This window comes from Novosphingobium sp. P6W, assembly GCF_000876675.2.
Classification (GTDB): domain Bacteria; phylum Pseudomonadota; class Alphaproteobacteria; order Sphingomonadales; family Sphingomonadaceae; genus Novosphingobium.
Map to the genome: position 1 here is coordinate 1725986 of NZ_CP030353.1, position 21061 is coordinate 1747046.

Annotated in this window: 13 protein-coding genes and 2 pseudogenes; 8 read left to right on the plus strand and 7 right to left on the minus strand. The window is 64.7% G+C overall.

The window, feature by feature from the left end; translation table 11 throughout:
• The first annotated feature begins 7 nt into the window (after positions 1–7).
• On the plus strand, positions 8–436 hold the full coding sequence (locus TQ38_RS23675; RefSeq protein WP_052505497.1) for a carboxymuconolactone decarboxylase family protein: 429 nt from the start codon (positions 8–10) through the stop codon (positions 434–436).
• Positions 433–945 (plus strand): cupin domain-containing protein, encoded by a 513-nt coding sequence (locus TQ38_RS23680; protein ID WP_082057466.1) that lies wholly within the window; start codon positions 433–435, stop codon positions 943–945. The genes TQ38_RS23675 and TQ38_RS23680 overlap by 4 nt, the downstream gene beginning before the upstream one ends.
• Here the strand turns inward: TQ38_RS23680 and TQ38_RS23685 are convergent.
• On the minus strand, positions 933–1826 hold the full coding sequence (locus TQ38_RS23685) for a LysR family transcriptional regulator (RefSeq protein WP_043970088.1): 894 nt from the start codon (positions 1824–1826) through the stop codon (positions 933–935). The two genes, TQ38_RS23680 and TQ38_RS23685, sit on opposite strands and share 13 nt — an antisense overlap.
• A 142-nt stretch (positions 1827–1968) precedes the next feature.
• On the opposite strand from TQ38_RS23685, the gene TQ38_RS23690 reads away from it, so the two are divergent.
• The 4 genes and pseudogenes from TQ38_RS23690 to TQ38_RS23705 all read left to right on the plus strand — a co-directional run bounded on the left by TQ38_RS23690 (position 1969) and on the right by TQ38_RS23705 (position 6471).
• Positions 1969–3402: an MFS transporter gene (locus TQ38_RS23690; RefSeq protein ID WP_043970090.1), complete on the plus strand. Its 1434-nt coding sequence runs from the start codon at positions 1969–1971 to the stop codon at positions 3400–3402.
• A gap of 16 nt (positions 3403–3418) precedes the next feature.
• Entirely contained in the window at positions 3419–4402 is a 984-nt protein-coding gene (locus tag TQ38_RS23695; protein WP_043970092.1) for an aldo/keto reductase, read from the plus strand.
• Positions 4403–4469: 67 nt separating this feature from the next.
• A pseudogene (locus TQ38_RS23700) lies at positions 4470–5282 on the plus strand (aldo/keto reductase).
• 236 nt (positions 5283–5518) lie between these two features.
• Positions 5519–6471 (plus strand): annotated as a pseudogene (locus TQ38_RS23705) (aldo/keto reductase).
• 104 nt (positions 6472–6575) lie between these two features.
• Here the strand turns inward: TQ38_RS23705 and TQ38_RS23710 are convergent.
• The 5 genes from TQ38_RS23710 to TQ38_RS23730 all read right to left on the minus strand — a co-directional run bounded on the left by TQ38_RS23710 (position 6576) and on the right by TQ38_RS23730 (position 16898).
• On the minus strand, positions 6576–9071 hold the full coding sequence (locus TQ38_RS23710; RefSeq protein ID WP_052505498.1) for an exo 1,3/1,4-beta-D-glucan glucohydrolase: 2496 nt from the start codon (positions 9069–9071) through the stop codon (positions 6576–6578).
• Positions 9068–10378 (minus strand): cation:proton antiporter, encoded by a 1311-nt coding sequence (locus tag TQ38_RS23715; RefSeq protein ID WP_043970093.1) that lies wholly within the window; start codon positions 10376–10378, stop codon positions 9068–9070. The genes TQ38_RS23710 and TQ38_RS23715 overlap by 4 nt, the downstream gene beginning before the upstream one ends.
• A gap of 19 nt (positions 10379–10397) precedes the next feature.
• Complete coding sequence (locus TQ38_RS23720) at positions 10398–12674, minus strand: beta-glucosidase (protein ID WP_043970094.1); 2277 nt, start codon at positions 12672–12674, stop codon at positions 10398–10400.
• Entirely contained in the window at positions 12671–14233 is a 1563-nt protein-coding gene (locus tag TQ38_RS23725; protein WP_043970095.1) for a tryptophan halogenase family protein, read from the minus strand. The genes TQ38_RS23720 and TQ38_RS23725 overlap by 4 nt, the downstream gene beginning before the upstream one ends.
• Before the next feature lie 205 nt (positions 14234–14438).
• Positions 14439–16898: a TonB-dependent receptor gene (locus tag TQ38_RS23730; RefSeq protein WP_043970096.1), complete on the minus strand. Its 2460-nt coding sequence runs from the start codon at positions 16896–16898 to the stop codon at positions 14439–14441.
• A 150-nt stretch (positions 16899–17048) separates the two neighbouring features.
• Here TQ38_RS23730 and TQ38_RS23735 point away from each other — a divergent pair, with 150 nt between their 5' ends.
• Entirely contained in the window at positions 17049–18302 is a 1254-nt protein-coding gene (locus TQ38_RS23735) for an MFS transporter (RefSeq protein WP_043970097.1), read from the plus strand.
• Positions 18299–19324: a LacI family DNA-binding transcriptional regulator gene (locus TQ38_RS23740; RefSeq protein ID WP_043970098.1), complete on the plus strand. Its 1026-nt coding sequence runs from the start codon at positions 18299–18301 to the stop codon at positions 19322–19324. The genes TQ38_RS23735 and TQ38_RS23740 overlap by 4 nt, the downstream gene beginning before the upstream one ends.
• 66 nt (positions 19325–19390) lie before the next feature.
• Here TQ38_RS23740 and proP read toward each other — a convergent pair whose 3' ends face one another.
• A complete protein-coding gene (gene proP / locus TQ38_RS23745) occupies positions 19391–20896 on the minus strand; it encodes a glycine betaine/L-proline transporter ProP (RefSeq protein WP_043970099.1) in 1506 nt (501 codons plus the stop codon).
• Positions 20897–21061: the final 165 nt, after the last annotated feature.

The following is a 21061-nucleotide window of genomic DNA, read 5'->3' on the forward strand; positions in this document are numbered from 1 at the left end:
TACCGTCATGAACACTATCACGCGCAGCCTGATCCTCATTTCAGGCACACTGCTCGGCGCAGGAATGCCGGGTTTGGCCCAGGCTCAGGCACCCGCAGCGAATACTGCCGGCCAGCCGTCGCGCGCGCAGCAGTTGATGGGCGACATTGACCCCAAGCTGGCCCAGCTTACGGACGAAGTCCTGCTCGGTGACGTGTGGGAACGGCCAGGCCTTGCCAAGCGGGACCGCAGCCTCATCACCGTCGCGGCGCTGATCGCGCTCAACCGGCCAGAGCAACTGCGATCGCACATGCAGCTTGCGCGCACCAACGGGGTAACCGAGACCGAGATCGTAGAGGCCATCACTCAGCTTGCCTTCTACGCGGGCTGGCCCAACGCAATCAGCGCCGTGGGCGTCGCCCGTGAGGTGTTCCATCCCAAGAGCGAGGCTGAATGATGCGCCGCGTAAGCAAAGCCGCCTTGGTGATTGGCGCCGCCTGTCTGCCGTTGCCTGCCGTGGCAGGCGCCGACAAGGCTTCCACGCCGGGAATTTCGGTGATCCGGGAAGGCTCGACCGAGAAATCCAGCGGCGCAGCGGCCAATTTCACGGGAACTGTGCAAGTGGAGGGCCGCTTCCAGCGCGAAGCTCCCGCCCGTATCGGCGGCGCGACCGTCACCTTCGCTCCCGGCGCACATACCGCATGGCACACGCATCCGCTTGGCCAGACCCTCGTTGTCACACGCGGCTATGGCTACGTCCAGCAGTGGGGGCAGCAGGCCGAGCGGTTCGGGCCCGGCGACGTCGTCTGGATCGGCCCCGGCATCAAGCACTGGCACGGCGCTGGCCCCAATGAAGCGATGACCCACGTGGCGCTGGCGGAGAGCAGTAACGGCCAGTCCGTGGTGTGGGGGGAGCTTGTCAGCGATGCGCAATATCGGCAAGTGACGCGGGGTCAGCCGCGATAGCGCAGGGCCTCCACGAACAGCGCGAAGGCCGGGGATGCGTGGCGGCGGCTGGGATAATAGAGGTGGTAGCCGGGGAACGGTTCGCACCAGTCTTCCATCACCCGGATCAGCTGACCGCGTTCGATGAAGGGCAGCACCTGATCCTCCGGGAGATACGCAAGGCCCAGCCCATCGAGAGCCGAATTGAGTCGTAATGCGATGTTGTTGAACACCAGTTGCCCCTCGATCCGTACGTTGACCTCGTGCCCTTCCTTGTCGAGGTCCCACGGGAAGATGCCGCCATAAGTGGGCAGCCGGATGCCAATGCAGTTGTGCCCGGTCAGGTCGTGCGGCAACCGCGGCTCGGGATAGCGGGCGAAATAGTCGGGCGAGCCGACGACAGCCATGCGCAGGTCAGGACCGATCCGCACCGCGATCATGTCCTTGGCCACCTGGTCGCCCAGGCGCACGCCGGCATCGAACCCTTCGGCAACGATGTCGGTCAGCCCATAATCGACGATGATCTCGACGCCGATATCGGGGTTGTCGGGCAGCAGCTTGCGCAAGGCAGGCTGCAAGATGGACACGGCGGGATGCTCTCCGGAATTGATGCGGATCTTGCCCGATGGCTTGTCGCGAAGCTGGCTGAGCGAAGCAAGCACCTGCGCGATCTCTTCGAAACGGTGCGCCACGGTGCCGAACAGACGGTGGCCTGCCTCGGTCGGTGACACGCTGCGCGTCGTACGGGTCAGCAGGCGCAGGCCCAGTCTTTCCTCGAGCCCCCGGATCGTCTGGCTGAGTGCGGACTGCGAAACACCCAGCTGGGCTGCCGCACGGGTGAAGCTGCGTTCGCGCGCCACCATCACGAAGGCGGCGAGTTCGTTGTAGTTCTCGCCTGCCATTGATTAGCTCACCTTATAGCGACATGCCAATTATAGCGCCTAATCGCATTCCGATGCCGAGGCTATATCCAATCCGACAATTCCTTGCGCTGCCTGTGCCAGATTGCCGAGCAGCCTGACGAGATTTCGGACAAACCTCGCTATGACGCAGCGCCTTCACCCCTCCGACGGACCTCACAAGGGCGCCATTCTGGCGATCATCCTTGTCAGTTACGTGATGATCGTCCTCGACATCTCGGTCGTGCTTACCGGGCTTCCCAGGATTCAGGAGCAGTTGGGATTCAGCGAGGCCAACCTTGCCTGGGTCCAGAGCGCCTACACGTTGACGTTCGGGGGCTTCATGCTGCTGGGCGCGCGCGCCGGAGACATCCTCGGACGGCGGCGAATGTTCGTGACGGGCCTTGCCATCTTCACGCTGGCGTCGCTGGCGATCGGTGCGTCGCCCTCGGCGACGTGGATGCTGTCGTGGCGCGCGGTCCAGGGGTTCGGCGCTGCCGTGCTGGCGCCTTCGACGCTCGCGCTGCTGCAGACGAACTTCGCCGAAGGACACGAACGCACCCGCGCAGTTTCCTACTATGCGGCGGCGGCAGGGGCTTCGGCCACGGTCGGGCTGGTCCTTGGCGGCGTGCTGGCAGAATGGGTGTCCTGGCGCGCCGGGTTCTACGTCAACCTGCCGATCGGCGTCGGCCTGATCGTTGCGGCCTACCGCTACATCGAGGAAACGCCGAAGCACACGGGTCGCTTCGACCTGCCGGGTGCCGTGACCTCAACGCTGGGCATCGGCGGTCTCGTTTTCGGCTTCATCAGGTCCGCACAAAGCGGTTGGGATGACCCGATCACGATCGTGTCCATTGCCGGGGCGGCCGTGCTGATCGCCCTGTTCGTAATGATCGAACGCCGCGCTGCCCAGCCGATCCTGCCGCTTGCGCTCTTTTCCAGCCGGGTGCGTTCCGGTGCCTATGCCGCGCGGGTGCTTTATCTCGGTGCGATGGTCGGGTTTTTCTTCTTCACGACCCTCTATCTTCAGAATGTGAAGGGTTTTGGCCCGGCGCTGAGCGGCCTTGCCTTCATTCCGGCGACCATCCTGCATGTGCCCTTCGCCATCGCCGTGCCCCGGCTGGTCAAGTCGTTCAGCGCCAACCGTCTGATGATCGTAGGCATCGTTATCGGCGTTGCGGGCATGGCGTGGCTGAGTTTCGCAAACGCCGGCTCTCCCTACGTCACTGCGGTCGCGTTGCCGATGCTACTGATCGGCGTGAGCCAAGGCCTGACCCTGAGCCCGCTGACGTCCGCTGGCGTAGCCGGAGTGGATGACGCCGATGCCGGCGCTGCTTCGGGAGCGGTCAATGTCGCTCACCAGATCGGGAGTTCGGTCGGGCTCAGCGTCCTCGTCGCCATCGCCGGGACCGCCAGTGCCGGACTGTACGGGCAGGCTTTTGCGGTGACGCGCATCAGCGCGGCGTTCGAAGCCGGCACTGCGATGCTGGTCCTTGCATTACTGATAGTGGTCACGACGATCATGGCCGCCGATAGAATTCCGGCCCCCAAACCTATCGGCGCCGCCGGCGCCGCCTGAACGAAAAGGCATCCTCATGAAAACACGCGAACTAGGACGCAGTGGGCTCGAAGTTTCCGAGATCGGGCTCGGCTGCATGGGCCTCAGTTTCGGCTACGGCCCCCCGATTGAACGCTCCGAGGCGGTATCACTGATCCGCGCTGCGCACGAGCGGGGCGTGACGTTCTTCGACACGGCGGAGGCCTATGGACCCGGCCTCAATGAAGACGTGCTGGGCGAAGCGCTCGAACCGGTTCGCGACCAGGTCGTGATCGCTACCAAGTTCGGCTTCGTGAACGGCGTTCCGGCGCAAGGGCTGGATAGCCGCCCGGACCGTATCCGCCAGGTTGCGGACGAGGCGCTCAAGCGACTGCGTACCGACCGCATCGACCTGTTCTATCAGCACCGCGTCGATCCCGGTGTGCCGATCGAGGATGTGGCAGGCACCGTCAAGGACCTGATCGCAGCTGGCAAGGTCAAGTATTTCGGGATGTCCGAGGCCGGCATCGACGCCATCCGAGGTGCCCATGCCGTGCAACCAGTTGCAGCGCTTCAAAGCGAATATTCGATGTTCTGGCGCGAGCCAGAGAACGCGCTTCTGCCGGTGCTGGATGAACTCGGTATCGGTTTCGTCCCGTTTGCACCGCTCGGCAAAGGCTTCCTTACCGGCAAGATGAGCGCCGATACCGTGTTCGCTCAGGACGATTTCCGCAACACGGTTCCGCGTTTCCAGACAGACGCCCTCAAGGCCAATCAGGGTCTCGTCGAACTGGTCGTCAGGCTCGCGGCGGAGAAGCGCGCAACCCCGGCGCAAGTCGCTCTGGCGTGGCTGCTTGCCCAGCGCCCCTCGATCGTGCCGATCCCCGGCACGACCAAGTTGCACCGGCTCGAAGAGAACCTTGGCGCCGTCGCCGTCGAACTGACCGAGCCTGATCTGGCCCGCATCCGCAAGGCACTGACCGCTATCGAACTGGTGGGCGAGCGCTATTCTGCCGCCACTCAGAGCCTAATCAATCGTTGATCTGAAACGAAAGGCATCCCCATGTCCCAGACCATCCCCCCACGTTACGCTGAACAACGGCGTGGAAATGCCCAGCCTCGGCTTCGGCGTCTTCTAAGTTCCCGACCCGGCGGAGTGCGAGCGCAGTGTGCGCGACGCAATCGATGTCGGCTACCGCCTGCTCGATACGGCCACCTCCTACGGAAACGAGGAAGCCGTGGGGCACGCCATCCGCAATCACGGCATCGACCGCGCCGAGCTGTTCGTCACCACGAAGCTGTGGATCGAGGACGTCAGCTATGAAAGGGCAAAGGCGGCGTTCGAGCGCTCGCTTAACAAGCTGCAGCTCGAATATCTCGACCTTTGGCTGATCCATCAGCCCTATGGCGACGTCTACGGCGCCTGGCGGGCCATGCAGGAACTGCACCGCGAAGGCCGTATCCGCGCCATCGGCGTGAGCAACTTCTATCACGATCGCCTGCTCGATTTCGTGCTGCACAACGAGATTGCGCCTGCTGTGAACCAGATCGAGATCCACCCTTTTCACCAGCAGGACGATGCTCAGGCCCTGCTTAAGGAATACAACGTTCAAGCGGAGGCCTGGGGACCTTTTGCCGAAGGGAAGAACGGGCTTTTCAGCAACGAACTGCTCGCCTCGATCGGCGCCAAGCACGGTAAAAGCATTGCACAGGTGGTCCTGCGCTGGTTGAACCAGGGCGGTATCGTCGCGATCCCCAAGTCCGTCCGCAAGGAGCGCATGGCCGAGAACTTCGAGATCTTCGACTTTGCGCTCGATGACGACGATATCGCCGTGATCGCCACTCTCGACCAGAAAGCCAGCAGCTTTTTCGATCATCGCGATCCGGCGATGGTGAAGTGGCTCGGCACCCGCAAGCTTTGATCGGACGCGCAACTATGTCAGACGAAACAGCATCGGGGCATGTCAGCCGACGCGGCCTTCTGGGCGTGGCCGGTACAGGGGTCGCCCTCGCAGCACTCGGAGCGAGCGCAGGCGGGGCGGCTGCGGGCGCGGCGACGGGCGCCAGCGCGGCGACTTCGGGCAAGGCCTTCCAGGTCGGCGCGCGCCGCAAGCTGGGTTCGCTCGAGGTATCTGCCGTCGGTCTCGGTGTGCAGACCATGCACCGGACCTACCAGACAACCATCCCCAACCGGGCGGAGATGCACCGTATCATCGCCAGCGCCCACGACCGCGGCATTACGCTGTTCGATACCGCCGAAGCCTATGGCCCTCACGAGGACGAGCGTATCCTGGGCGAAGCGGCGCGGTCGTTCCGCAACCGCATCGTCGTTGCATCGAAATTTGGATGGAACGTCGATCTGGAAACAGGCGAACGCCGGCCCGGCCTGAACAGCCGACCGGAACACATCAAGCTGGCGGTCGAAGGGTCGCTCAAGCGATTGCGGACGGACCGCATCGACCTTCTATACCAACATCGTGTCGACCCTGCCGTGCCGATCGAAGATGTCGCCGGGGCGGTCAAGGATCTGATGGCCGAGGGCAAGGTGCTGCACTGGGGCTTGAGCGAGATGGGGCTGGGACGCTGCGCCGCGCCCATGCTGCACTGCCGCTCACCGCGGTCCAGAGCGAATACTCGATGCTCTGGCGCGGACCGGAAGCGCAAGTCCTGCCGCTTTGCGAGGAACTGGGCATCGGTTTCGTTTGCTGGAGCCCGCTGGGGGTAGGTTTCCTGACGGGTGCGATCGACGGCCAGACGGCTTATGCCGATGGTGACATCCGCAAGCATGAAACGCGCTTCGCCAAGGAGAACGTCACGGCGAACCTCGCTCTGGTGACCCTGCTGCGAAGCTGGGCGGACCAGAAACAGGCAACGCTGGCACAGATCGCGCTGGCCTGGCTGCTGATCCAGCGACCGTGGATCGTCCCGATCCCCGGTACGACGCAGATGGCGCACATGATGGAAAATGCGGGTGCTGCCGCAGTCCGCTTCACGCCCGCAGAAGCAGCCGAACTGACCGCCGCCGTCTCGGCAATTGCCGTCAAGGGTGAGCGTTTGCCGCCCGCCGTGCAGGCATTTTCCGGTGTCGAAGCACCGCCGAGGACAACGTGAGCACCGCTGCCTGAGCGCAGGCGTCGATGTTCGATACTCGGACCGTCGTTGCTTACCTCACGCGATCCGGGCGGCGCAGGGCAGGCGCACCCTTCGGTGCTTGATCAGTCGCCGCAGGCGTTCATCGGCATGCTTACATAGTCGAGCTTCACGTCCGACAGCGACACGGCCAGCGGAGCGTTCGCACTGAGCACGAAGGGCGCGGTGATCGCGGTCATGTTCGCGCCGCGGCTGGCGAAGCACTGTAGCGGCACGGCGATGCGGGCCCATTCGCCGGGAGCCGCGCGGGCAAGAGTGGCTCCGATCGGCACCGAAGTGGTCTTGCCGCCGCTTTCGATGCCCAGCATCACCGGTCCGGTGGGCTTGGCATCGACGCGGTATTCAAAGACCAGGCTGATTTCGCCGTTGCTCTCGCGCGAGAGGTCGATGGCGCGGGGCGCGGTCACGGCGACCCGGCCGGCTTGGGGGCCTGAGCCTGACCATGTGAAGCGCAAGGCATCCTCCTGCGCGCGGCGGTCCACGCCGATCTGGGTGACAGTCTGCGTGTCGATGGACCATCCTGCGGGACCGCGGCCCTTGCCGTAGAAGACGCCGGGCGTCGTCTCGGCCATGCCGGCGGGACGTGCTTCGTCCAGTTGCGCCACTTTGCCGGGCGCCGCGTAGGACAGGCCGTAGCCGAAGGCGAATAGCGGATCGTACCCCGCGTCGCGGCGGTTGAGGACGTATTGGTCAGGCCGCTTGGGCCAGGAGAAGCTGAGCTTGCCCCGGAAGTCGTGGGCCGGTTTGCCGTCCGCCCCTGCGAACAGCACGTCGGCAACGCCGCCGCCCTCGCTGCCGGGCAGGAAGGCTGCCACGAAAGCGTCGGAGGCGTTCATTTCGGCATTCACCCATAGCGGGCGGCCCGAGAGGAATACCGCAACGACCGGGATGCCCGCTGCCTTGAGGCGGCGCAGTGTTTCCAGATCGGACTTGTCGCCGGGGCTATATTCGAGATTGGGAATGTCGCCCTTGAATTCGGCATAGGGCTGCTCGCCGAACACGACGATGGCGGCGTCCGGCTTGGCGGTTAACTTGCCGTCCGGCGCATAAGTGGCAGTGCCGCCGCCGGCCTTCACGGTCTGCTCGATGCCCTTCCAGATCGAGGTCGCATTGGGGAAGGCGGAGTTGGGCAGGTCCGCGCCCTGCCAGGTGATCGACCAGCCGCCCGCCTGCTGGCTGATGCTGTCCGCTGCGCTGCCGACGACCAGGATGTTGGCGGCGGCCTTCAGGGGCAGCACCCCGTCGTTCTTGAGCAGCACCATGGATTCGCGCACCGCCTCACGCGCGATCGCGCGGTGCTGCGGCGAGGCGATGACGTCGAATTTGGCCGCGAAGGCGCGCGACGATGGCCGTCCGCGATCGAAAGTTCCGGCGCGCAGCTTCACGCGCAGGATGCGCCGCACCGCATCGTCGAGCCGCGCGCCAGTTATGGTGCCGGCCTTCGCTTCGGCCAGCGTGTTGTCGTAAAGTTGCTTCCAGCCGGGGCCGGAATACATGAACATGTCCAGCCCGGCGTTGATCGCCTGCGGGCAATCCTCGTTGCTGCAGCCCTTGACCTGCCCGTGGCTGTTCCAGTCGCCGACAACGAAACCGTCGAAGCCCATGCGCTCCTTCAGGACGCCGGTGAGCAGGCTCTTGTTGCCGCTCATCTTCTCGCCGTTCCAGCTGGAGAAGCTGGCCATGACCGATTGGGTCCCCGCCTCGATCGCCGCCGGATAGCCGCCCAGATGAACGTCGCGCAGCACTGTTTCGGGCACCCGCGTATCGCCCTGGTCGCGCCCGCCGGTGCCGCCGTCGCCCAGGAAATGCTTGGTCGTGGCGATGAGGTGGTTCGGAGCGAGGAAGTCTTTCGTGCCAACCTTGCCCTGCACACCCTCGATCATGGCGCCGGCATAATCGGCTGCGATCTGCGGCTCCTCGGAATAGCTTTCGTAAGTACGGCCCCAACGGTCGTCCTGCACCACTGCGAGGGTGGGCGCGAAGGTCCAGTCGAGCCCGGCGGCGGCGGTTTCCAGCGCGGTCACTTCGCCGATCTGGCGGATCAGGTCGCGATTGCGCGCGGCGCCAAGACCGATGTTGTGGGGGAACAGGGTGGCGCCGACGATGTTGTTGTTGCCGTGGACCGAATCCGTACCCCAGATGATCGGGATCTTCGGGCGGCTGTCGCTGCGGGTCATCGAGGCGTCGTAGAATTCGTCCGCCAGTTGCAGCCACTTGGCCGGGGAGGCATATTCGTCGTCATAAGGTCCACTGTTGCCGCCGTTAAGGATCGAGCCCAGCTTGTAGGTCACGACGTCTGCAGGCTTGATCGAGCCGATATCGACCTGGATGATCTGCCCGACCTTGTCCTCGATCGACATCGCGGCAAGCAGCGCGTCGATCTTTTTCTCGACCTTCGGATCGCGGCTGGGGCGGGCGCGGACTTTTGGCCAGATGGCAGGGTTGGCGATGGAAGCCGCGGGCTGGTCTGCCGATGCGCCTTGCGCCAGTGCAGCGCCCGCCGCCCCCGTCAGCGTCAGGGTGAGGATCAGGAGGGAGGCGCTCGATCGGGTGGTTTTCATGGTCGCTCCTGTACCCCGCAAAGCTGCGGCGGCGCGTGTGGAATGTGAGGGGGATAGGCGCGCATGTTACGCAGCGCGCGCAGGATCGGGCCGGTCATGACCGTCGTGACGACCGCCATGACGACCAGTATCGTAAACATCGATCGGGGCAGGAAGCCCAGATCGTAGCCGACGTTGAGCACGATCAGCTCCATCAGTCCGCGCGTGTTCATCAGCGCGCCGAGGGTGAGGCTTTCATGATGGGTGAAGCCGTTGGCCCGCCCGGCGCAGTATACCGGGACGATCTTGGCCAGCACGGCGATCAGGCAGACGGCGGCCAGCCAGACCAGTTCCGGGCCGGAGGAAAGGCCCAGCAGATTGGTGCGAAGGCCCGTGAAGGTGAAGAAGATCGGCAGGAAAAAGACCAGCACGAACTGACCGACTTGCGCGTTCCAGGCCCCAACAAGCGGGCGATGGCGATGAAACAGCAGGCCGGCGGCGAAACCGCCGAAGATCGCGAAAATGCCCAGCGAAAACGTGCAGACCGCCAGCGCGAAGATCACGATCAGCAGGACCGCCAGGAGATGCGGAGGGATGGTGCCGTCTTTCAGGGGCAGGCGGGCGACCAGCCGGTCGCACAGCGGTGCCGCCACGAAACGCAGTGCGGCCAGAAACACCGCAAGGCCGCCCAGATGCACGGCCAGATAAGCAACGGAAAGCTGGGCTGCGGCGAACGCGGCAATCCCGGCGAGCAAAATCCAGCCGACCACATCGTTCACTGCGGCAGCGGAAATGGCGACGATGCCCACGTCGCTGCGCGTCAGCCCGTATTCGCCAAGGATACGGCCGAGGATCGGCACGGCGGTGATCGCTATGGCCACGCCGCAGAACAGGCTGTAGACAAGCGGGTCTACACCCGGCGCCAGGCTGGAGGCAGAAAGCTGGCCAATGCCGATCCCGGCAAGGAACGGCGCGAGGATCGAGGCGAGGGCCACGGAGATCGTCGTTCGTTGCAGACGAGGTATCTTCAGGCGGCCAAATTCGAACTCGCTGCCGATCTGGAACATCAGCAGGATCAGGCCGATCTGGCTCAACACCGTGACGGCAGGCTCCGGCTTCGCCCCGAACAGGGCGAGGGAGACGCCAGGAAAGAAATGCCCGAACAGCGACGGGCCAAGCAGCAGCCCGGCGACGATCTCACCCACCACGCCGGGCTGGCCCATGCGCCGGAACAGCCCGTGCATCACCCGCGCCGCGCCGATCATCACGATCAGTTGCAGCAGCACTGTAAACAGCAGCATCTCGGTCTGGTGGGTGGACCCGGTCATGGCGTGTCGGCGCGCGGGATCAGGGCCGCGCCGAGAAGGCGTCTAGCGTTGCCGTGCCCTTCAGCGCGGCATCACCGGCAAAGTGGCCCACCACCACGGGATAGGTCCCCGCATCGACTTTCCAGCCCGGCGCGGCTTCATCGAAGCGTGCGATCACGCGCGCATCGACGGTGACGGAGACACGGCGCGTCTTGCCCGGCGCGAGGCTGACTTTCTCGAAGCCGGCAAGGCGGTAGGCGCGGGTTCCGGCTGCGCTTTTTGCCTCGACATAGACTTGCGGGACATCGGCGCCCGCGCGTTTGCCGGTATTGGTGACGTCGAAGCCGACGGTCAGCCCTGCGCCGCCTTCGATTTTCAGGTTTGCATAGCTGAAGCGGGAGTAGGTCAGCCCGTAGCCGAAGGGGAACAGCGGTTTGCGCTGCTTTGCGGCATACCAGCGATAGCCCACCTCGGCGCCTTCGGGGTAATCGACGGCGAAGGGCGCAACGCCGCCGCTCATGCCGTAGACGGTCTTGTCACCGGCGCTGCGGCGTGCGTCGGCGGCGTGCAGTTCGGCAAGGCCCGCCGGTTCGCTGCGAGGGGCCTGATCCACGCTTGCGGGAAAGGTGATCGGCAGGCGGCCGGACGGATTGACTTCGCCCAGCAGGATGCGGGCAATCGCCTCGCCGCCGCGCTGGCCGGGATACCAGGCCGACAGGATGGCGGGCACGCGGTCTACCCAGGGCATCAGCACCGGCCCGCCGCTTTCGAGCACGACCAGCGTTTTCGCATTGGCGGCGGCGACGGCATCGATCAGCGCGTCCTGATTGTCGGGCAGGGCCATGCTTTCGGGGTCCTGCGCCTCGGTCCGCCAGGCCCAGGCGAAGACGATTGCCATGTCGGCGCCGTGAACCGCCTTGGCTGCGGCCTTTGGATCGCTGCCGTCGAGGTAGGTCACGCTGGCCTGCGGTGCCAGCGCGCGGATCGCCTGAAGCGGCGAGGATGCGTGCCAGGTGATCCGCGCGAAAGAGGCGGCCGCGCCCTTGGTCAGGGGGATCTCCACCGGCGCGCCGCCCACCGAGCGGACCTGCGAGGAGCCGCCGCCCGACAGCACCCCGACATCGGCATGGGCGCCGATCAGAACGATCTTTTTCGCGGTTTTGGCCAGCGGCAACAGGTCGCCCTTGTTCTTGAGCAGGACGATGCCTTCCTCCGCCGCGCTCTGGGCGACCTTTGCATGAGCGGCATAGTCGATCGGTTGGGCACTTTCCGGCACCGGCTTGTCCATCAGGCCGCTGTCGATCACCCCAAACAGGATGCGCCGGACCATGTCGTCCAGCCGCGCCATTGGCACGCTGCCGTTCTTAACGGCGCCGGCGAGGGCCTTGTCGAAGTACATCGCATCGTCCAGTTCCTGACCGGAATCCTGGTCGAGGCCGTTCATCGCCGCTTTCTGTGTCGAATGGACCGCGCCCCAGTCGGACATGACCCAGCCCTTGTAACCCCAGTCCTGCTTGAGCACGGTGTTCAGCAACCAGTCGTTCTCGCACGCGTAGTCGCCGTTGACCTTGTTGTAGGCGCACATGACCGAGGCGGGTTTGCCGATTTCGATGGCGATCTGGAATGCCAGCAGGTCGCTTTCGCGAAGCGCGGCCCTGTCGATCCGCGCGTCGAGCACGGTGCGGCCTGTCTCCTGCGAATTGAGCGCGAAGTGCTTGATGGTCGAGACGATGGCGTTGCTCTGCACGCCCTTGATATGTTCGCCCGCCATGACGCCGGCGAGCAGGGCGTCTTCGCCCAGATATTCGAAATTGCGGCCGCTCCACGGATCGCGGGTCAGGTTGACGCCGCCGGCAAGCAGGATGTTGAAGGTTTTTGCGCGCGCTTCCGCACCGATCATCGCGCCGCCTTCATAGGCCAGGCGCGGGTTGAAGGTGGCGGCGGTGGCGATGCTGGCGGGCAGGGCCGTGGCGACGTCGCCCTTGCGCTGCTCCACCTGGTTGGCCACGCCGAGGCTGGCGTCGCTTTCGCGCAGGGTTGGGATGCCGAGGCGGGGGATGCCGGGGACGTGGCCGGCAGAGGGGATCATCGCGATCGGCGGCTGCGGCTTGGCAAGGGGCGGGAAATAGCTGTGCACCAGTTGGAGCTTTTCCTCCAGCGTCATCGCCTTGACCAGCGCGTCTGCCCGCGCCTCAGCCCCGGGTTCGGAAGACGGCTGCGCGGCGGGGGCTGCCTGCTGCTGTGCAAAGACGGGCGCGGCAAGCGATGCCCCGGCCATCAGGGCGGCGATCAAAGCGGGGTGCTTGGGAAATCTCATCGGGAAACCTTGCTGGGCTGGATGCCGGTGCGGGCGTGGTAGTGGTTCAGGAGCGCGCGGTGATCGGGCAGGCCGCCGCGCGCGCCGGCATGGGCTGCGCGCACCCGGGCGAAAACCTCGCGCGCCTGGGCCGCGCCGGGATAGCGGGCCGCGCCCAACGTCGTTTCGAAACCCATGCCGTAGAGGATGTAGTGGTAACTGGGCGGCAGGAACGTCTCGAGATCGACCACGAAATCGAACCGCGAGGGCGGGCGATGGCGCCACTGCGCCAGCATGTCGCGCAGGGGTTCGGGAATGGTAGCGGGGTCTGCATTGTCGCGCCAGTATGCGGTGTCGGTGCGCCGGGTGATGCAGTAGTGCAACTTGAGGAAATGGACGATCCGCTCGAACCGCGCGCTCATCAGCCGGTTGAAGCTGCGCGCGGCGGCGTCGCGGGCATAGCGGTCGCCGCTCGCGAGAACATTGGGCCCAAGAAATTCGCCGACTATGCGCAGTGCCGCTTCGATCAGCATGATCCCGGTCGATTCCAGCGGCTCGAAGAACCCGGCGGACAGACCCACGGCCACGCAGTTGCCGATCCACTGGCGCTCGCGGTAGCCGGTTTCAAAGCGTAGCTGGCGCGGGCTCAGCGCATCGCCCCGCGGGCCGACATAGCGGCGCAGCGTGGCCTCGGCCTCGTCGTCCGAGCAGTGGCGGCTGGAATAGACGTAGCCGATGCCGCGCCGTTCGGTCAGGCCGATGTCCCAGGTCCAGCCGGCCTCGTGCGCGGTTGCCAGCGTATAGGGGCGTACCGGGGCGCCGGGCTGGGCATAGGGCACTTGCATCGCCAGCGCGCGGTCGTTGAACAGGCTGCCTGCGCACGATGTGAAATCCGCGCCCAGCGTCTGCCCGATAAGCAGGGCGCGAAAGCCTGAGCAATCGAGGAAGAAATCGCCCGCGACGGTGCGGCCATCGGCCAGTTCCAGCGCGGCGATGTCGCCATCGGCCTTGCGCTTTACGGCGGCGACAGTGCCTTCGATCCGCTCGACTCCGGCGGCGACGGAGATTTCGCGCAAGTAGTCTGCAAAACGGGCCGCGTCGAAATGATAGGCATAGTTCATCGGGCCGGAGAAGTCCGGGTCTTTGGGCCGCTTGGGCGCGCGCCCGGCGCGGATCACCTGCTCCTGTACGGTGACGGCATCGGCCCAGGAGGGGCGCTGCGGGCTGGTATCGGCCAGCCAATGCGGCAGGAGCGCCTCATCCTCACCGCCGATCGGCATGTTGAAGGGGTGGAAATAGCTGTCCTTGCCCGTGGCCCAGCCTTCGAACAGGACGCCCTGCTTGAAGGTTGCATTGGCGCGCACGAGGAACTCGGCCTCGCTGATGCCCAGCCCGGCGAGGGTTGAGCGGATCGTCGGAAACGTACCTTCCCCCACGCCGATGATGCCGATCTCGCTGGATTCCACCAGCGTGATGCCCGTCATCTTCAGCGTGCGGGAAAGATAGGCGGCGGCCAGCCATCCGGCCGTGCCGCCGCCCAGTATGACGACACGACAGGAGGAGGGATTGTCGATCGTCATACCTTGCGCCTCTCTAGAGCAACGGAAATTCAACTTCTCGAATAATTCGGCTGTCCAAATTTCACACCGTCACCCTGAACTTGTTTCAGGGTCCATTTTTCCACTCATACAGCCGTTTGATCGGATGGATGGATCCTGAAACAAGTTCAGGATGACGGTATTTATGCGGCAACAACTCTGAATTTCGATTGGCCCTGGCTCAGCTTCAGAAGTTCGCGCGGGCGCGGACACCCCAGGTACGCGGCGACTGAAGGTTGGACAGGAACACCGGGTCGTAGCGCGGTGCGCCGAATGCGCTGGCATTCGTGCGGATCTTGCCGTTCTCGATATTCTGAATGAACGCCTCGACCGTGTAGTTCTGGTCCGCTGACGTGAAACGCAGCGATGCGTCCGAACGGAAGTAAGCCTTCTGGCGATCCCAGTCGGTGCCATTGGTGCCGCGATCAGGCATGTTGTCCGCCGGGTCGTTTACGTTGACGAAGGGGTTGGCGTCGCCGTTGAAGTAGCTCAGCCAGCTCTTGGTTTCGTAGTGCGTGGTGAAGCGCGGCGTGATCGTGGCTCCGCTCGCCAGCTCGAAGTCGTGCTCGTAGCTGATGCTGGCCGAGAAGCGCGGGGCATGGGCCAGTTCGTTGCCTTGGAGCTGCGCGATCGAGGACGCCTTGCCGCCGTCGTAAAGCCGCCCATCGACGCTCTCCAGATATTCCAGCTTGGTCTTCTGCACCGTGCCGGAGAACTGCAGGCGATCCGCATTGGTCAGATTGGCGTTGAGTTCCGCTTCGAGACCGTAGGCCTTTGCGCCCTTGGCGTTCTGGGTGACGATCTGGCTGCGCACCACGTTGCCCTCGGCGTCGCGGAAGGTGACGGCCTGGTTGACCTGATATCCCTTGAAGTCGGAATAGTAGGCCGCCAGGTTCAGCGTCACGCGGCGATCGAGGAAGCGGGTCTTGAGGCCGACTTCGTAGTTGGTCAGCGATTCCGGGTCGGTCAGGCCGGCGTTATCCTGGATGTTACCCGACTTGAAGCCGGTGGAAAGACTGGCATAGCCCAGCGTATCGGGTGCCAGATCGGCGTCGATCCGGGCGAGGTAGGTCAGCTTGTCCCACTTGCCCTTCACGTCGTTGTTGGAAATGCCGAAGCCGGGCAGCAGGGCGACCAGTTCGGCAGCGCTCGCGCCGGGATAGGCGCCGAAGATGCCGCCTTGGCAAGCACCGCCGGGCGCTGAATCCGCCGCCGAGCAGCCATCGCCCGAGAACGTGACGTTGCGGCCGCCGATGTCCTGCTTCTTGTCCGAGGTATAGCGCAGGCCGCCGGTCACGCGCAGCCAGTCGGCGGCGTGCCACACGGCCTGGCCAAACGCGGCGCGGCTGTCGATCTGGCGGTTGGCCTGGATGAAACTGCCGGCCCAGCTGAAGGTGCCGTCGCGGTAGCCGTTGCGCTGGTCGATATCGAAGCGGATCTTATTCTTTTCGTGGCTGTAGTAAGCGCCCAAAATCCAGTCGATGGCCTGTTCGCCGGTTGACTTCAGCTGGACCTCATGGCTCTGGAAATCATAGCGCGAGGACAGCGTGCGGTTTTCGTTGAAGGCGCCCAGGGGCAGGTCGTTGCCGTCGGCATCCACCAGTCCGGTCGGGGGCAGGGCGCCCGCGTCGGCGTCGGTTCGGGTGCTGCCGCCGATGCGCGACCAGCCGGCGATGTAGCTCAGCTGGATGCCGTCGGTCAGGTCGTAGTTCATGGTGCTGCGCGCGGCGACCGAGTAACGGTCGGTATCGGGCGCTGTGTCGGAAAGTGTCGACCAGCGCTTGGTGCCTGCGCGCGGCGTCTGCAGCAGGCCGATCACCGGCGCGCCGTTATCGAGGAAACCTTCGCCCGAAAGGTTCCAGCTGAACCGGTCGCTCGGTTGCCACAGCATCGAGACGCGGCCTGATTGCTGGTCGGCGGCGTAATACTTTTTACCGGTGGTGACGAAGGCCGACTTGTTGATGCCCGCGATGTCCGGGGCGGGCTGGAAATCGGCATAGCCTTCGTGGCGGTCGCTGACGAAGGCGACGCGGAAGGCCAGGGTATCGGTCACGGGAATGTTGATCGCGCCGCGCACGCCGAAGCGGTCGTAATTGCCGGCGGTCAGTTCGACGTTGCCCTCGAATTTGCCCAGCTTGGGCTTGGCTGAGATCAGGCTGAGCGCGCCCACGGTGGCGTTGCGGCCGAACAATGTGCCCTGCGGGCCGCGCAGCACTTCGACGCGCTCCATATCGTACATCAGCACCGAGGCGCCCTGCGAGCGGGGCGAATAGATCCCGTCGATGTAGATGGCCACTTCGGGGTCGGCGACTTCGGTATAAGCGCTGTCGTTGCCGATGCCGCGCAGGGTTAGCAACACGGCGGACTGGTCGCCCTGCTGGTTGAACTGGAGCGAGGGCACGAAGCGGGCAAGGTCGGTGACGTCCTTCACCTGGTTCTTGTTCAGCGTATCCTGGCTGAAGGCCGAAACCGCGATCGGGGTCGATTGCAGCGTGGTTTCGCGGCGGGTCGCGGTGACGATGATGTCGCCGTCGGACGCAGCTGGCGGTGCGGCCTGCGGGGTGGCGGCATCCTGTGCGTGCGCTGCGGATACGGAAAATAGGCAAGTCGCAAGCGCTGTGCTCGCGACGAGTGCGTACCTCGTCATGGTCATCCTCCCAGATGCGTCGTGTTGTCGCAGTGCAAAGACCAAATCCTGACATCGTTGTCAATGTGTGATTTGACATCGATGTCAAAAACTGTGTTCTATCCGATCGGTCCTTTTGCAATGCGGCCAAGGGTACTCTAGGTGTCTTCCATGACCGTTTCAAAGCCGTCGATTTTACTGCGTAAGTCCCCGGAGTTCGTGGCGAAACGGCTGTTCTGGCTGTCGATCGGGGTGTTCTTCATCGGCGGTTTTCTCAGCTCGGCGGTCAGCCTGCTGGTGCCGCAGCTCAAGGCGATTCTGACGCTGGACTACAAGGGCGCGCTGCTGATCCAGCTCGCGTTTCACTCCAGTTATCTGTTTTTCGCGCTGCCTGCCGCGCTGGCCGTGGTGCGAGTCGGCTATATGCGCGCGATTGCTTTCGGGCTTTCGGTCATGACCGCCGGTTGCCTGGCGCTGGGAATCGCCCAGGGCGCGCAGCAGTTCGTGTTGGTGCTGGGCGCGCTGCTGCTGCTTTCGGCGGGGCAGACGGTGCTGCAGATCGCTTCCAACACCGTGGTCACCGTGATCGGTCCATCGCGCGGGGCGGCATTCCGGTTGACGCTGCTGCAGGGGTTCAATTCGCTCGGCACGGTGATGGGGCCGCTGCTGAGCGCGCCTTTCCTGCTGGCGGAAGTCGCCCCCGGCGGCGATGCGGCGGTCAGGGCGTCTTTGCCTTTTGTGTTTTCCGGGGCGGCGCTGGCAGCGCTTTTTAAATTTTATCTGGGACACCGCGGATTGCTGCACGATGCCGCTTCCTCGCCGGACGGCTTGCCCGAGCGGTGGAGCCGTCAGATATTCGCCGTGCTGCGCGATCCGCGCCTGTTATGGGGAACTGCCGCCATTTTCGTCTATGTCGGCGCGGAAGTGACGATCGGGACATTGATGACCAACGTATTGATGCTGCCCGAACGCCTGTCGCTTACCCCGGTCAGCGCGGGAAGGATGGTGAGCCTGTACTGGGCCGGGGCGATGGTGGGCCGCTTTGCCGGGGCCTGGCTGATGACACGCATGGGGGAAGCGGCGCTGCTGCTTTATGCCGCGCTGGGTGCGGTCCTACTGACAGGCGCGGCGATCGTCCTGCCCGGGTTGGCAGGATCAGCCGCCTTGATCGCGGTGGGACTGTGCAATGCGATCATGTACCCGACTATCTATGCGATGGCGATGCCGCGCGATGCCCGGCTTGCTCCGCTGGCCTCGATGTGGTTGTGCATGGCGGTGGTGGGCGGCGCTGTCGTTCCCATGCTGACCGGGGTGCTGGCCGATGCGATCGGCCTTCTGCCCGCGCTTCTGCTGCCCGCCCTGTGCTACGTCGCCATCGCGGTCTTCGCGATGTTCTGTACTCACCCGCGAGAGGTGCCGGCATGAGCGTCATCACCATCAAGGATGTTGCGGCCCGGGCCGGTGTTTCGGCCAAGACCGTATCGCGCGTCATCAACGGCGAGGCGCATGTCCGCCCGGAACTGCGGACGCGGGTAGAGCAGGTCGTCGCCGAACTAGATTACCGGCCCAATGCCTTTGCGCGCAGCTTGTCCAGTTCGCGCTCCTACCTGCTTGGCCTGTTCATCGACGATCCGGTTTCGGGTTATGCGGCCGATGTGCAGCACGGCGCGCTGATGCGCTGCCGTGAACGCAGCTATCACCTTGTCGTTGAGCCGGTGGACCTTGGCGGCGCGAACTGGGCGGGTCAGGTGCGCTCCAGCATCGCCGCGCTGCGCCTTGACGGGGCGATCATCGCCCCGCCCATCTGCGACGAAGCAGCGCTGACCGCCCTGTTCGCCGAGGCGGGGCTGCCGATGGTCTTGGTCGCGCCAAGCTCAAAGGCTTTGGCATCGGGCAGTGTGAGCATGGACGATCGCAGCGCAGCGCGCGAGATGGTCGATTACCTCCTGGGGCTGGGGCATCGCCGCATCGCTTTCATCCAGGGGCCAGAGAGCCACCGTTCCTCGGCCCGGCGCGAGGATGGCTTTCGCGAGGCGATGGCGAAGGCCGGTGTCGCGGCGGACGAAAGCACTGTGCTGCGCGGCGATTTCACGTTCCGCGCCGGTTTGGAATTGGGAGAGCGGCTGCTTTCAGGGCCTGAGCGCCCAACTGCCATTTTCGCCGCGAACGACGACATGGCGCTGGGCGCCCTCATCACCGCGATGAAGCTGGGCATCGCCGTGCCCGAAGCGCTGTCGATCTGCGGCTTCGACGATTCAGCATCTTCCCGCGCGGCTTGGCCTCAGCTCACCACGATACGTCAGCCCAAAGCGGAAATGGCTGGCGCGGCGGTGGACATATTGGTGAATCCGCAGTTCAGGAAGCAGGCGGGCGGCGCGCAGTCGCATCTGCTGCTGCCGCATGAACTGATAGTCCGGGGCAGTTCTGCACGCATGACCGAGGCGTAATGCCCATTTGCTTCCCGCGCTCCGCGAACCTGACGGGCAGCGCTGTTCGGACCTTGGCAACAGGCCCTAGGCCAAGGCAGGGCCCGATGTCGGCTTGAGGGGCTGGGCCGCGGGAGTAGGGCTCGAACCGGGCAGAACCGGGTCGACGGTGACGGGCTGGTCACCGGCCACCAAGGCGCGCGCCTCCGCCTTCGTCTCGACGGCGGGAGGCGAGCCGCGCAGCGGCATGCCGGCGGTCTCGCGTACCGTCAGCATCGTGAGAATTCCGATCGCCGCCGCTACCATGAGGTAGTAGGCCGGAACCAGCGGGTCGCCCGTCACATTCACAAGCCATGCCGTGAACAGCGGGGTCGTGCCGCCGAACAGGGATACAGATACGTTGAAGGCGATAGACAGCCCGCTGTAGCGCACCGGCGTATAGAAGAGCGCTGGCAACGTGGAGGGCATCGAACTGGTGAAGCACACCAGCGCCAGGCCAAGCAGCATCAGGCCAAGGAAGATCAGCCAGTTGTTGCCGGTCCCGATCAGCAGCATGCAGGGTACCGCCAGCAGCAATAGCGCGGTGCAGGCGCCGATGATCATCGGCTTGCGGCCCAGGCGGTCGCTGAATATGCCGCCGACGATATTGAGCGGCATCATCACCAGCATGACCAGGATGATAAGCAGCAGCCCCTTGCTCTCGGCGTAACCCATGGTGACGCTGAGATAGCTCGGCATGTACGTGAGCAGCATGTAGTCGGTGACGTTGAAGACCAGGACGAGGCCGACGCATTTCAGCAGCTGGCGCCAGTGCACGCGGAACAGGTTGCCTAGGCCGGGACGATCCATTTCGCGCTTTTCCGCTTCCTCGGAATAGGCCTGGAACGCGGGCGTTTCCTCCAGCTTGAGGCGCATGTAGAGGCCCAGCAGGCCCAGCGGCCCCGCGACCAGGAACGGCAGGCGCCAACCCCAGGAGAGCATGTCCGCGTCGCTTAGCGACATCTGTAGGGCGGTCACCGTGCCGGCGCCGGCGATGTAGCCGCCAAGCGTTCCGAACTCCAGCCAGCTGCCCATTAGGCCGCGCCTCTTGTCCGTCGAATACTCGGCGATGAAGGTCGCTGCGCCGCCATATTCGCCGCCGGTGGAAAAGCCCTGAACCAGCCGCGCGGCCAGCAGCAAGGCCGGAGCGGCCATGCCGATGCTGTTGTAGCTGGGGATCAGCCCGATCGAGAATGTCCCGGCGGCCATCATGATCATGGTGAAGGCCAGCACCTTGTGGCGGCCGTAGCGATCGCCCAGCGGGCCGAAGACGATGCCGCCCAGCGGACGCACCAAGAATGCGGCGGTGAACGTCGCCAGGGTCGCGATCAGCTGCGCGGTGGGGTTACCGGTGGGAAAGAACACCCGTCCCAGCGTGACGGCAATGTAGCCGTAGACGCCGAAGTCGAACCACTCCATCGCATTGCCCAGCGCCGCCGCACCTACTGCACGGTTGAGCGTCGAGCGGTCGACCAGGGTAACGTCTTCGACTTTCATTTCGCGGCGACGTTTGAACCAGCCGAGATGCGCCTGCGGCGCTCGGATAGAGGACATGGGTATCTCCGGTTCCACCATAAGCAGGCGCGAAAAAGGCGCCGCGGCTCTGGGCGGATAAGGCCAATTTTCGGCCTGAAATAAAGGGCGATGCCGAATTCGGCGTCTAACGAATGCGCGCCCCATAAACACAATTTGCAACAAAAGGGGACAACAAGGGACAGG